The 13,218-nt window shown below is 41.2% G+C and carries 14 protein-coding genes and 3 pseudogenes; 15 read left to right on the top strand and 2 right to left on the bottom strand.

Annotated features, from left to right (window positions below; genetic code table 11):
• Positions 1-15 precede the first annotated feature (15 nt).
• From KTB61_RS07760 to guaA, 3 genes are all read left to right on the top strand, one after another.
• Entirely contained in the window at positions 16-660 is a 645-nt protein-coding gene (locus KTB61_RS07760) for a phosphate-starvation-inducible PsiE family protein (RefSeq protein ID WP_075759642.1), read from the top strand.
• Positions 661-755: 95 nt separating this feature from the next.
• Entirely contained in the window at positions 756-1,940 is a 1,185-nt protein-coding gene (gene metK / locus KTB61_RS07755) for a methionine adenosyltransferase (RefSeq protein ID WP_075759641.1), read from the top strand.
• Between the two features lie 19 nt (positions 1,941-1,959).
• Positions 1,960-3,507: a glutamine-hydrolyzing GMP synthase gene (gene guaA / locus KTB61_RS07750; RefSeq protein ID WP_216697197.1), complete on the top strand. Its 1,548-nt coding sequence runs from the start codon at positions 1,960-1,962 to the stop codon at positions 3,505-3,507.
• A gap of 203 nt (positions 3,508-3,710) precedes the next feature.
• Here guaA and KTB61_RS07745 read toward each other — a convergent pair.
• Positions 3,711-4,157: pseudogene (locus KTB61_RS07745) on the bottom strand (helix-turn-helix domain-containing protein); the annotation flags it as partial.
• A gap of 183 nt (positions 4,158-4,340) precedes the next feature.
• Here KTB61_RS07745 and KTB61_RS07740 point away from each other — a divergent pair.
• The 9 genes from KTB61_RS07740 (at position 4,341) to KTB61_RS07700 (ending at position 10,572) form a co-directional block, all read left to right on the top strand.
• Positions 4,341-4,535, top strand: a complete 195-nt coding sequence (locus tag KTB61_RS07740; protein ID WP_005611072.1) for a hypothetical protein — start codon at positions 4,341-4,343, stop codon at positions 4,533-4,535.
• A 2-nt stretch (positions 4,536-4,537) separates the two neighbouring features.
• Positions 4,538-5,653 carry a site-specific integrase gene (locus KTB61_RS07735; RefSeq protein ID WP_055261453.1) on the top strand — a complete coding sequence of 372 codons (1,116 nt, stop codon included), beginning with the start codon at positions 4,538-4,540 and terminating at the stop codon, positions 5,651-5,653.
• A complete protein-coding gene (locus tag KTB61_RS07730) occupies positions 5,643-5,963 on the top strand; it encodes a plasmid mobilization protein (protein WP_022092899.1) in 321 nt (106 codons plus the stop codon). The genes KTB61_RS07735 and KTB61_RS07730 overlap by 11 nt, the downstream gene beginning before the upstream one ends.
• Before the next feature lie 124 nt (positions 5,964-6,087).
• Entirely contained in the window at positions 6,088-7,155 is a 1,068-nt protein-coding gene (locus tag KTB61_RS07725; RefSeq protein WP_216697196.1) for an AAA family ATPase, read from the top strand.
• A gap of 71 nt (positions 7,156-7,226) precedes the next feature.
• Positions 7,227-7,460 (top strand): complexin-2, encoded by a 234-nt coding sequence (locus tag KTB61_RS07720; protein WP_427786934.1) that lies wholly within the window; start codon positions 7,227-7,229, stop codon positions 7,458-7,460.
• Positions 7,461-7,651: 191 nt separating this feature from the next.
• On the top strand, positions 7,652-7,879 hold the full coding sequence (locus KTB61_RS07715) for a DUF5348 domain-containing protein (protein ID WP_022092901.1): 228 nt from the start codon (positions 7,652-7,654) through the stop codon (positions 7,877-7,879).
• Positions 7,880-8,164: 285 nt separating this feature from the next.
• Entirely contained in the window at positions 8,165-9,586 is a 1,422-nt protein-coding gene (locus KTB61_RS07710; RefSeq protein ID WP_055261451.1) for a plasmid recombination protein, read from the top strand.
• A gap of 4 nt (positions 9,587-9,590) precedes the next feature.
• Positions 9,591-9,965, top strand: coding sequence for a TnpV protein (locus KTB61_RS07705; protein WP_055261448.1), 375 nt, complete (start codon positions 9,591-9,593; stop codon positions 9,963-9,965).
• A 271-nt stretch (positions 9,966-10,236) separates the two neighbouring features.
• Entirely contained in the window at positions 10,237-10,572 is a 336-nt protein-coding gene (locus KTB61_RS07700; protein ID WP_230973669.1) for a hypothetical protein, read from the top strand.
• A 283-nt stretch (positions 10,573-10,855) separates the two neighbouring features.
• Here KTB61_RS07700 and KTB61_RS07695 read toward each other — a convergent pair whose 3' ends face one another.
• Positions 10,856-12,070: an IS256 family transposase gene (locus KTB61_RS07695; protein ID WP_216697195.1), complete on the bottom strand. Its 1,215-nt coding sequence runs from the start codon at positions 12,068-12,070 to the stop codon at positions 10,856-10,858.
• Positions 12,071-12,189: 119 nt separating this feature from the next.
• Here KTB61_RS07695 and KTB61_RS07690 point away from each other — a divergent pair, with 119 nt between their 5' ends.
• The 3 genes and pseudogenes from KTB61_RS07690 to KTB61_RS13345 form a co-directional block, all read left to right on the top strand.
• Positions 12,190-12,525 carry a phosphatase PAP2 family protein gene (locus tag KTB61_RS07690; RefSeq protein WP_408630307.1) on the top strand — a complete coding sequence of 112 codons (336 nt, stop codon included), beginning with the start codon at positions 12,190-12,192 and terminating at the stop codon, positions 12,523-12,525.
• A gap of 21 nt (positions 12,526-12,546) precedes the next feature.
• Positions 12,547-12,660, top strand: a pseudogene (locus tag KTB61_RS07685) (helix-turn-helix domain-containing protein); the annotation flags it as partial.
• Between the two features lie 426 nt (positions 12,661-13,086).
• Positions 13,087-13,218: pseudogene (locus KTB61_RS13345) on the top strand (tRNA (N(6)-L-threonylcarbamoyladenosine(37)-C(2))-methylthiotransferase MtaB); the annotation flags it as partial.

Raw genomic sequence — 13,218 nt, 5'->3', positions numbered from 1 at the left:
AGGAGAATTGCCTTCATGAGACAATACCTGAAAAACGAAGTATTCAAAGTTTCCAAGTGGGTAGAACTGATATTATCGATGATTATAACGATAGCGGTTATCGGAGGAAGTGTCTGGCTGATTCAGGATTTAGTACACTTACTGATGAATCACCCGGAATCCAGGGATATTTATGAATTTGTAGGAGTGGCATTTAATCTGGTTATCTGCATAGAGTTTATTAAAATGCTGTGCAAGCATACACCGGATACATTGGTCGAGGTATTGATGTTTGCCATTGCCCGTCAGATGATCGTGGAACACACAAAACCTATAGAAAACCTAGTTGTAATCATGGCAATTGCAATTTTATTTGCTGTTAAAAAATTTTTGTTCCGAACATTTGATGATGTGGATAAAACCGTTTTCCTGCCGCATCAGACAATCAGCAGTATCAATGAACTGGTTCACGTAAATATTCCAGAACAATTTAGCGGTCAGACATTGGGAGAACTGTTGACAGAGTGGATCGAACAGGAGAATGAACAGTTTCAGGTAGGACAGTGCTATTTCTTCCAGGGCGGAGCCTTACGAGTTGAAAAAGTTATCAACGGACGACTTGTACAGGTTGAAGTCATTCGAAGTAAAAATGCACCGTTTATTAAAAAAGAAGAACATTAGGTCCGGAATCCTTCGGACCTCTTTGGTTATATAAAGAAAAAATGTATCATGGAACCATTTGATAGACGAAAGGACAATAACAGAAAGGATAAGTTATGGATAAGTTACTTTTCACATCTGAATCTGTAACAGAAGGTCATCCAGACAAGGTCTGTGATCAGATTTCAGATGCAATTTTAGATGCTTTGTTAGAACAGGATCCAATGAGCCGTGTGGCGTGTGAAACATGCACAACCACAGGAATTGTTATGGTAATGGGAGAAATTTCTACCAATGCATATGTGGATATCCAGAAAATTGTACGAGATACTGTACGGGAAATCGGATATACTAGAGGAAAATACGGATTTGATGCAGATACCTGTGGAGTTATCACAGCTATTGATGAGCAGTCTTCCGATATTGCCATGGGTGTTGATAAAGCACTGGAAGCAAAAGAAAACAATATGACAGATGATGAGATCGAAGCCATAGGAGCCGGTGATCAGGGAATGATGTTTGGATATGCAACAAATGAAACAGAAGAATACATGCCATATCCAATTTCGCTGGCACATAAACTGGCAAGACAGCTGACCAAAGTGCGAAAAGATGGAACACTTCCATATTTGAGACCAGATGGAAAAACACAGGTAACTGTTGAATATGATGAAAACGGAAAACCGTCTCGTCTGGATGCGGTAGTACTTTCCACACAGCATGATCCTGAAATTACACAGGAACAGATCCATGAAGATATTAAGGAAGAAGTCTTTGATAAAATCCTTCCAGAACATATGGTAGATGAAGAAACTAAATTCTTTATTAACCCGACAGGAAGATTTGTTATTGGAGGACCGCACGGAGATGCAGGACTGACAGGAAGAAAAATCATCGTAGACACATATGGAGGATATGCACGCCATGGTGGTGGAGCATTTTCCGGAAAAGACTGTACGAAAGTAGACCGCTCTGCAGCATATGCAGCCCGTTATGTGGCAAAGAATATCGTAGCAGCAGGACTGGCAGACAAATGTGAAATCCAGTTATCTTATGCTATCGGTGTGGCAGAACCAACATCTATTATGGTAGATACTTTCGGAACCGGAAAGAAATCCAATCAGGAACTGGTAGATTTAATCCGTGAGCATTTTGATTTAAGACCAGCCGGAATCATCAAAATGTTAGATTTAAGAAGACCGATTTACAGACAGACAGCAGCATACGGACATTTCGGAAGAAATGATCTTGATCTGCCATGGGAAAAACTTGATAAAGTTGATGTATTAAAAGGTGAATAACACAACAGGAGGAAACAGCGTGAAAAATGAATTAGTCATCGTCATTGATTTTGGCGGACAGTACAATCAGCTGGTAGCACGTCGTGTACGTGAATGTAACGTGTACTGTGAAATCTATTCATATAAAATCGATATTGAAAAGATTAAAGAAATGAATCCAAAAGGAATCATTCTGACAGGTGGACCAAACAGCTGCTATGAAGAAGACTCTCCAACATATTCAAAAGAATTATTTGAACTGGGAATCCCTGTTCTTGGATTATGTTACGGAGCACAGCTGATGCAGCACATCCTCGGCGGAAAAGTAGAAAAAGCCGAAGTCCGTGAATATGGAAAAACAAATGTAATTGTGGATAAAACAGATTCTCCGATTTTTGAAAATGTATCAAAAGAAACCACTTGTTGGATGAGTCATTTTGATTATATTTCCAAAATAGCACCAGGATTTGAAATCACATCCCATACAGCAGACTGCCCGGTAGCATCTGCAGAAAATGCCGACCAGAAGCTGTATGCGATCCAGTTCCATCCGGAAGTGCTTCATACAGAAGAAGGAACAAAAATGTTATCAAACTTTGTTATGAATGTCTGTGGATGTACAGGTGATTGGAGAATGGATTCATTCGTAGAGGAATCTATTAAAAAAATCCGTGAAAAAGTAGGCGATGGAAAAGTATTATGTGCATTGTCTGGTGGAGTAGACTCCTCTGTAGCAGCGGTAATGCTTTCTAAAGCTATTGGGAAACAGCTGACATGTGTTTTTGTAGACCATGGACTACTCCGTAAAAATGAAGGAGACGAAGTAGAAGCAGTTTTCGGACCAGAAGGACCATATGATCTGAACTTTATCCGTGTCAATGCACAGCAGAGATATTATGATAAATTAAAAGGTGTGGAAGAGCCTGAACAGAAACGAAAAATCATCGGAGAAGAATTCATCCGTGTATTTGAAGAAGAAGCAAAGAAAATCGGAGCCGTTGATTACCTGGTACAAGGAACTATCTATCCAGACGTGGTAGAAAGTGGACTAGGAGGAGAATCAGCAGTCATCAAATCCCACCACAACGTAGGAGGACTGCCAGATCACGTAGACTTCAAAGAAATCATCGAACCACTCCGTGACCTGTTCAAAGACGAAGTAAGAAAAGCCGGATTAGAAATGGGACTGCCAGAATATCTTGTATTCAGACAACCATTCCCAGGACCAGGATTAGGAATCCGAATCATCGGAGAAGTTACTGAAGAAAAAGTAAAAATCGTGCAGGACGCAGATGCAATCTATAGAGAAGAAATCGCAAAAGCAGGATTAGACAGAAGCATCGGACAGTACTTCGCCGGTTTAACAAATATGCGATCTGTAGGAGTAATGGGAGACGAAAGAACCTATGACTACGCAGTAGCATTAAGAGCGGTTAATACAATCGATTTCATGACAGCAGAAGCAGCAGAAATACCTTATGAAGTATTGAATAAGGTAATGAATCGAATCATCAATGAAGTCCGAGGAGTTAACAGAGTAATGTATGATCTGACTTCAAAACCACCAGGAACGATAGAGTTTGAATAATGAAAAAATTCTGGAAACCCTTATAAACAGGGCATTTCCGGGCACAAGAAGTTCTATTTGATAACAAAATGATAACACCGGATATTTAGGTAGTATTTATCAGCAATCCGGTGGTTGTCAGGTAATATGTGTGAAACCAACAAAAAAGGTCTTACTGAATTGAGTGAAATCAATTTGGTAAGGCCTTTTTTCGTTGGTTTTTATGTTGTTTTTTTCGGGTAATTGTACCGCCACTGGTCATATTCTTCTTTGGTGATCTCCCCGGATTTTAGTTTTTCTGCCTGTTCCTGCCATGCGTAGAACATATCAAACATAGAAAGGTAGGTGGTTCCTTTGGACTTATCCAGCCGGAGACAGAGTTCTCCGTCAATTTCTCCAATATGAAGTCCGTAAAGGTCTTCTAATGTAAATAAGGTGTGCATCAGCCCAACATAACTGTCAATGTCCGGTACAGCGAGTGCATGAGGGGAGACCTCAAAAATGTCAGCCAGTGCATTCAGATAGTTTTCCTTTGGACTGCGAGAGCCTTTTTCGTACTGTGCAATGCGGACATCAGCCTGTGATTCGCTGAATCCCAGCTGTTGACCTAAATATTTCTGCGTGAATCCACGCAGAAGTCGAAAATGATGAATTCTTTCTCCTATTGCCATGCTCATATCTCCTGTCTTTTACTTGATAAATTGAGTATAGCATATATGTATAGTACAGACAAGGAGAAACCATACAAAAAAGTATAGAATTTTTGTTTTGAAACACTTGACCAATACAAAAAAGTATAGTATCATACGGACTATACAGAAATGTATAGTGAGAAACGAAGGAGGGATTTTACAATGAGTAAAATGTTTATGAATGTAAAAGAGGTCATGGAAGTTCTGGAAGTATCGGAATCCTACGCTTATAAGCTGATGAAAAGGCTGAACAGGGAATTACAGGCGATGGGATGCCAGACAATTGCAGGAAAAGTTGACCGGAAGTATTTTTACGAACAGTTCTACGGAACGAGATCAAACGATGGGAGGAATTAAGAATGGCAATTTACAAGACTGAAAGCAATAACACATGGTACGTTATGGTACGGTATCAGGACTGGACCGGCGAACGTAAGCAGAAATGCAAAAGAGGATTTGCAACAAAAAGAGAAGCTGCACAGTGGGAGCAGCAGTTCATACTCCAGAAGAAAGCCAGTATGGATATGGAACTGGAGAGCTTCTGCAAATTATATGAGGAAGATGTGAGACCAAGGCTGAAAAAGAGTACCTGGCTTACAAAGGAAAATATTATCAAGTCCAAGATTTTACCCTATCTGGGAAAAAGAAAGGTGTCAGAAATCACCGCAAAGGATGTTTTGGACTGGCATAATGAGCTTCGCAAATTGACAAGCAGGAAAGGAAAACCTTTATCCCCTACTTATCTGAAAACAATCCATGGACAGTTGAGTACGATTTTCAACCATGCGATCAAGTTTTATGATCTTAGCATGAATCCGGCAAGGAAAGCTGGCACAATCGGCTCAGAAGAAAGCAAGGAAATGCTCTTCTGGACAAAGGCAGAGTATAAACAGTTTTCAGAAGAAATGATGGATAAACCACTTTCCTACTATGCGTTCCAGTTATTGTACTGGTGCGGAATCAGATCCGGGGAGCTTTTGGCTTTAACTCCTGCGGATTTCGATTTCCAGAAGAGAACGTTGCGGATCAACAAATCCTATCAGCGTTTAAAGGGAGAAGATGTGATCAGCACTCCGAAAACAAAGAACAGTGTCCGTACTGTAACTATGCCAAAGTTCTTATGTGACGAAATGCAGGATTGTTTGAAGTTATATTACAGCCTGCAGCCGGATGACCGTATTTTCCCTGTAACTAAGTATTATCTGAACCATGAAATGGAAAGAGGATGCAAAGCAAGCGGTGTGAAAAAAATCCGGGTGCATGATCTCAGACACAGCCATGTCTCTTTGCTGATTAACATGGGCTATACAGCACTGGCAATCGGAAAAAGGGTTGGTCATTCAGCAGAAAAGATCACTTACCGATATGCGCATCTGTTCCCGTCCGTACAGCAGGATATGGCAGACCAGTTGGATGCAGAAAACATGAATGAAGAACCAAATGATAGGGAAGGAGGACTTGCGTATGTCAGCTAAATGTTTGGATAGACAGGGGCGTTGGAGAAATAAAACGGTAGCTTTTCGGGTATCACCGGAGGAGGATGAACTTCTGGAAACAGCGGTTAAATTGTCCGGTCTGACTAAACAGGATTATATTATCCGAAGATTGCAGGAAAAAGAGGTTGTAGTGACAGGAAATCCGAGAGTGTATAAGGCGTTGAAAAATGAACTGGCAAAGGTTCTGAATGAACTGAAACGTTTGAAAAAGGGTGATGATGTGCCGGAGGATTTACTGGAAGTAATCCGGCTGATCACAGTGACGATGGATGGCATGAAGGAAGAATAGAAAATGCCTTTAAGTGTCGGCAAACACCTAAAGGCAGAGATTTGGTAGAATACTCACCAAAAACTTTCTACGAGTATTCTATCAAAATCTCCACTTCCTTTCAACGGGAAAATAAGGAGGAACGATGGAAACGAACAGAGTAGAGACAAAGAAAACAGAAATAAAAAGGACGGAGTCGGATCTGAAGCTGATAAATATGGAATCAGTGGAAGTAGAGCAGATTGAATGGCTGTTCTATCCGTTTATTCCTTTTGGAAAAGTAACGATTATTCAGGGAGATCCGGGAGAAGGAAAGACTACGATGGTACTTCAGATTATTGCGAAGTTGACCAAAGGCGAAAAAATTCTTCCAGAGCAACAACAGGCAACAGACGGGAAGGATAGAGCAGAAAAGAACGTTGACTCTGATGCGAATCCAGTGGAAAGCCCGATAGAACCTGTGAATGTTATTTATCAGACTGCAGAAGATGGATTGGGCGATACTATCAAGCCTCGACTTCTTGCAGCTGGTGCAGATTGTTCCAGAGTGATGGTAATTGATGATAACGATCGGGCATTGACCATGATGGATGCCAGATTGGAAGAAGCTATCATACAGACAAAAGCCCGTCTGGTAGTTTTAGATCCAATACAGGGATTTCTTGGAGCAGAGGTGGATATGCACCGGGCAAATGAAATCCGTCCGTTAATGAAGCGTGTGGCAGTGCTTGCAGAGAAATACCACTGTGCAATCATTCTGATCGGGCATATGAACAAAAACAGTAACGGAAAATCTTCTTACCGTGGATTGGGTTCGATTGATTTTCAGGCGGCAGCCAGAAGTGTGCTGATTGTTGGGCGGATTAAAGATGAACCGGAAATCCGTGTGGTATGCCATGTGAAAAGTTCCCTTGCACCGGAAGGGAAATCAATTGCATTCCGATTAGATAAGGATACTGGATTCGAGTGGATCGGGGAATACGACATTAGTGCGGATGATCTGCTCAGTGGTGACAGCAGAGGTCAGAAAAGCCGGAAGGCAAAGGAGTTTCTGTTGGAAATATTGGCTGATGGTGGCATGGCACAGAAAAAGATTGAAGAAGAAGCGGAAAAACGAGGAATTAAGAAGAAAACCCTACGGAACGCAAAACTGGAACTGGAGATTGATTCGGTGAAACGTGGAAATCAATGGTTCTGGATGCTTCCAGAATAAAAGGAAGATGGCAAGATGACTATTTCTTAAGAACAGGGCATCTTGCCACCTTGAAAGGAGACAACATGGAAATAAAAAATGTACAGATACCATTTGCCTTGTTTAGACAGCTGGTTTCCTATCATTTGATGGAAGATCAAAGCTGTTCGGAGGAAATTTGCAAAGGGCTTATGGAGAAAGTGGAGCGTATGGCAAACCGGCAGTTATATACACAGTCGAAAACTGCTCCGACAGAGGAAGAACGGGAAAAGTCCCGTCAGGAATATCTGGACAGGCGGGGAATACCGGAAAGCTTTCGATGGTAACAGTTCTTGTTGTCTGTCCTATGACAGGAGCGTGTCACGCACCTGTAGATAGCAGACAAGGAGAAAGCTGGTAAGATGCAAGACGGAAGGTTGTGGATAAAACGACAGTGCGTTGGTGGTTTGATGGCTGTGAAGGATGCCCTGAAACGGGGCTCCCTATGGAAAACGATAAATGAAGGGAGAGTGACACAATGAGAGAAGGAAGATTAGGTTATAACAGCAATAACGGAAGATACGGTTTATTATCATCAGATTTATGGATTGACACAGGATTTCACTGCGGAGAAGGGCTGGAAGTGCTGGTTGACGATCAGTGGGTCAAGACCAGAATGGAAATGAATCCGGCAAGGGAATGGTATCTGGTGGGGACACCATACTGCGGAGATTTGGAATATGTCCGGGCGAGAATAACGGGATAAGTCAGTCATACAAGTAACGCAGGAGTAAACCGACCAACGGGAGGAATAGGTCTTCGCTCCGATTCGGTCGGTGCATAACAGACGTCCCCGGACGTCTTGCCCCCGGCAGGGCGCAAGGGGACTTTTGATGGACGGTACGGCTGTCGAAAGTGCTTTTGCGTTACTTTTGACAAAAGTAACAAAACCGCCGTATCCGGCGAAGAGTTCTTTTTATCGCCATAACTGGCGAAGATACAAATTTATGTGCCATGTCTGGCACTGGTTTCAGAAGGGGAGGTGAGAAGCATGACCATGAAAAGAACAATTAGCGGTATGATCGGAGCTGGTTCTCTGGCTCATAACAGAAGGGATTTCATAGCAGAAAATGTAGATCCGGACAGAGTACACTTGAATATTTGTTACCAGAATGAAAATCTGAAAGATGTTTATAAAGAGTTGTTTGATGATTCTGTGGAGCGATACAATGTGGGGAAAAGAAAAGACCGTCAGATTACAAATTATTATGAAAAAATCCGGCAGGGAAAACAGGAAAAACTATTCCATGAGGTCATTTTCCAGATTGGAAATTGTGAAGACATGGCTGTAGGGACAGTAGAAGGAGAACTGGCAGTGAAGGTGTTGAATGAATATATGCAGGATTTTCAGAAAAGGAATCCAACTCTCCGGGTATTTTGCTGTTATCTTCATCAGGATGAAGCTACACCACATCTGCATATTGATTTTGTTCCCTATGTGACTGGTTGGAAAGGAAAAGGGATGGATATCAGAGTTTCACTGAAGCAGGCATTAAAAAGTTTGGGATTTCAAGGTGGAAATAAACATGACACAGAATTAAATCAGTGGATAAACCACGAAAAAGAAGTGCTGGCAGATATTGCAAAGCAGTATGGGATTGAATGGGAACAGAAAGGTACCCATGAGGAACATCTGGATGTTTATAATTTCAAGAAAAAAGAACGAAAGAAGGAAGTTCAGGCTCTGGAGCAGGAAAAAGAGTATCTGACAGCAGAGAATGAGGGACTGACTGCACAGATTGCAGAATCCAAGGCAGATATTCAGCTTTTGAAAGAAGATAAGGAACAGGCGGTCAGGGATAAAGAAGCTGCAGAAAAGCGGGCAGAGAAAGCAGAAATAGAATTAAAAAGCCTAGAAGAACGTCGGGAGCAGTTACAGCCGATCATAGATAATGTCAGTAAGGAAATAAAAGAATATGGGACGGTTAAAACGCTTCTACCGGAAGCAGGAGCATTGGAACGTGCAGGAACCTATCGGGATAAAAAAGTTAAACCATTATTTATTCAAATGAAGAATAAGATTGCTGCAATGGCTGCCCAGGTAAAAGAACTTACGAAAGAAGTGGAGAAATGGAAAAATAAATACCAGAAGACAAAACAGGCATATAACAGTGTTCAGAAAGAGTTGGATGATATGCGTAAAGACAATCAGAAATTATTAGAAGAAAAGAATATGTTGCAAAGTGTTTCTGATAGATATGATCGTGTTGTGCGTGTCATGGGAATAGACACTGTGGAGGCTGCGGTACTGCAGGATATTCATAATCAGAAAGCACTGGAAGAAAAACGACGGATGGAACAAATGCCAAAAGGAAGCATTTACGAAAGATTAGCATGGGGTGCGAAAAAGAGCGAGATGGAGAATCAGCAGCGTAAGAAAAATAAAACAAAGAACAGAGGAATGGAGATATAAGTGCATGAAAAAACACATTTATGATGAAAAGAACGGATTAAGCTATACCTTGCATGGAGATTACTATTTGCCGGGTCTGGTGCTGAATGAGGAAGAACCGACATATGGGAAATATGGAATGTTGCGGAAACAATATCTGAAAGAGTATAGACCAGCAAGATATCAGTGCCTGTTATTGACTGGAAAGCTGACTGAACATCTGAATCAGATTGATCGGGATGCAAGAGAGCAGGTCGAAATGTTAATGAAGCAGATGGCAGAAGAACAGAGTGTGACAGAAACATTGAAGATACGGGATCAGATGAAGTGGGTCGGGTTGATGAATAATATCAGAACAAGTGCTGAAAAAATTGTACTGAAAGAGATCGTTTATATATAAGTTAAGAGGGCTGCCGAAAGGCGACTCTTTGTAAATGTAAGAGTGGAATTTCAGAATAGAACATGATAGAATGCTAAAAGATAAATCCGGATTTGCAGGGATAGATAATCAGAAGGAAATACTGAAAAAACAAGCATTTACGGGTATGATACGAATCGTATCACGTATGTGACCGAGCGATTCTATCATCATTTTATGTTTTTTGATAAGGTGAATGTGTCGAAAAGACAAACCCATATAGAAAGGACGTAGAATGATGAAAAAGAACGGAATGAAGAATTTACTATTTGGAGGAATATTCATTGCAACTTTTGTATTATGGACAGTTTTGATCCAGATGGTAGATGTGCAGCCTCATGGTCAAAACGGAACGAATATTGGATTTGCAACACTCAATTGCTGGTTTCACCGCTTCACAGGCGTACACATGATGATTTATTCGATTACTGATTGGATGGGGCTGGTGCCTGTCGTAGTATGCCTGATCTTTGCAGGTGTGGGACTAGTTCAGTTGATTAAGAAAAGAAGTCTTTTCAAGGTGGATCCGGATATCATTATTCTGGAGGCTGTAAAAAATCTTGTGTCTTTGGAAAGTGAATCTTTCTGATAAGAAATAGATATGTAGAATTTTGCTGTCGACTTTAGAATGTTGGTGTTGTCGAATCTGTCTTTCTATTTACAGTATAACCATGTGAGAAGATTTTATACACCTTTTTTGATTTTTTTGCATGACAAATAAGGCATTGTATTGATTGCTTTTTGTGGGCGCTGCCCACACCCGACCTCTGGAATAGAATCGGGAAATCCTGGCAATAATACAAATGCCGACGGAATAGAAAGGAAGCGGGAATGGTGAGCTTTGGAGCAACGCCGTTCCTGCTTTTCCTTTTTTACAGATAATTGGTAAGCCGTTCTCCATACAGGACAATCAGCTGATTCAATACCTGATCCCAGTTCCGATATCTCTGCGTCCACTTCTTGATTACATTTTCACTGGCAAGGTACAGCATCTTTTCCAGCGCTGCATCACTTGGAAATACACTCTTGGTTTTCGTGACTTTCCGGTATTGACGGTTCAATCCCTCTATGATGTTGGTCGTGTACATAATGCGTCTGATATCATTAGAAAACTGGAAAAAGGAACTTACATCTTCCCAATTATTTTCCCAATTGCTGATAGCATAGGGATATTTCTTTCCCCATTTCTCCTTAATATTCTCCAATTCTGACAAAGCCGCTGTTTCATTTGGTGCATTATATACTGCTTTGAAATCCGAGGAAAACTTCTTCAAATCATTATAGTTTACATACTTGAAAGAATTACGCAGCATATGAATAACACATCTCTGGATCTCTGCCTGCGGATAGACTGCCTGGATGGCTTCTTTAAAGCCGGGAAGGCCATCTACGCAGAAGAAAAGGACATCCTTCACTCCGCGATTCTTCAGATCATTGAGCATTCCAAGCCAGAACTTGCTGGTTTCATTGGCTCCTACTGTGATGCTGAGGATATCTTTATACCCTTCCACCGTAACACCAAGAACAACATAAGCAGCACGGCTTAAGATCCTGCCATCCTCCCGGACTTTGTAATGAATACAATCCATAAAGACAAAAGGATACACCGGGTTCAGAGGACGGGACTGCCACTCTTTGACCTGAGGAAGAATCTTATCTGTGATCTTGCTGACCATTTCAGCTGATAATTCAATTCCATAAAGATCCTGAAGCTGGTCATGAATGTCACGTGTACTCATACCACGTGCATACAAAGAGATTACTTTTTCTTCAATCCCGGAGATATCCCTCTGATATTTAGGAATCAACTTTGGTTCAAACTCCCCATTGCGATCTCTTGGCACATCAATTTGGAATTCACCGTACTGGCTTTTTAAGTTTTTTGTGGAGTGACCATTTCTTTTATTGTCTGTCTGCAGATCTCCCTTATGATTTTTTTCATAACCGAGGGTTGCATCCAGCTCCGCCTCCATCAGCTCCTGCAGGATATCTTTGAAGCTGTCTTTCAGAAGCGTGTATACATCTGCAACGCTGCTAATGTTGTTTTCTGAGATAATCTGTCGAATTTGTTCCTTTGCAACCGCCATAAAAATACTCCTTTTCGATAAGAATTGTCATATCTGAATTCTTACCAAAAAGGAGCCATTTCTTACCAAAAACACAAACTATTTTACACTACCTTATTCTGGGTATTTATTATATTGTCGTGATCCTGGCATATATATTTTTTGAGATGATTCCAATCAATTACAGACCTATTTTAATTAACGGAGTAATGGAGGCATCTTATCCATCATCAACTACACTATTGGTATTGTGTGTGATGCCGACTTTGATCGAACAGACTCAGCGCAGGCTGTCAAGCATTGCAGTCAAAAAAGTGATAACGATTGTAACAATCGCTTTTTCGGCATTCATGGTTATTGGCAGATTGATTTCGGGAGTACATTGGCTCACGGATATTGTAGGTGGCGTATTGTTAAGCATTGGATTATTTTCTATTTATCAGGGAGCGGTTATACTGTCAATAAAGAATAAATAAAACGAGCAAGGGGTGGAGGTTTTGGAATTTCATGAAAAACTTCAGGAATTAAGAAAAAGCCGGGGAATGACACAAGAAGAACTGGCTGCGGCATTATTTGTATCTAGAACTGCAATTTCAAAATGGGAATCCGGAGGTTCCCTTAGTTAAAGATACTACACCACAACCCACGCTTACACAGTATTGCAAGAAAGCAACTTTTGGATAATTATAAAGAAGCACTGTCAACATCCCCTTTGAAGATGGCGACGGTGCTTCTTTGATTTCCGGGGTGAGGATGTAAAAACGGCAAGGTCGGTTTTGTATCCGAGAAACGGAAATGACGGGGGAATCCAAAGGGGGCAACGCCCCTTTTTGGCACACGGACTTTGCTTGCAAAGTCTAGTGTGTTATACCCTCTATCTGCGGGTCTGCGAAAAGTCGGGGACTGGATTCGGGGTGTCGATTTTGAAGCAGACAAAAAGAGCTTTGTTTCTGTGCCCGTGTCAGTCACAGAAGTAAAGCTCTTTGATTAGCAGGTAGAGGGTATAGTTGAACGATGCACCATTTTTGGCGGGTCATTCAACTGAACCTGGATTTATTACGCCTGAAGTTGTAAAACGATTAAGCAAAATTCAAAGTTTTTGTCCTCATTTCCATTTATCTTTACAAAGTGGATGCGATGCAACATTAAAAAGAATGAACAGAAAATAT

This window comes from Anaerostipes faecalis, assembly GCF_018982945.1.
Taxonomy (GTDB): domain Bacteria; phylum Bacillota; class Clostridia; order Lachnospirales; family Lachnospiraceae; genus Anaerostipes; species Anaerostipes faecalis.
This window is presented reverse-complemented; position numbering and strand designations above follow the sequence as displayed.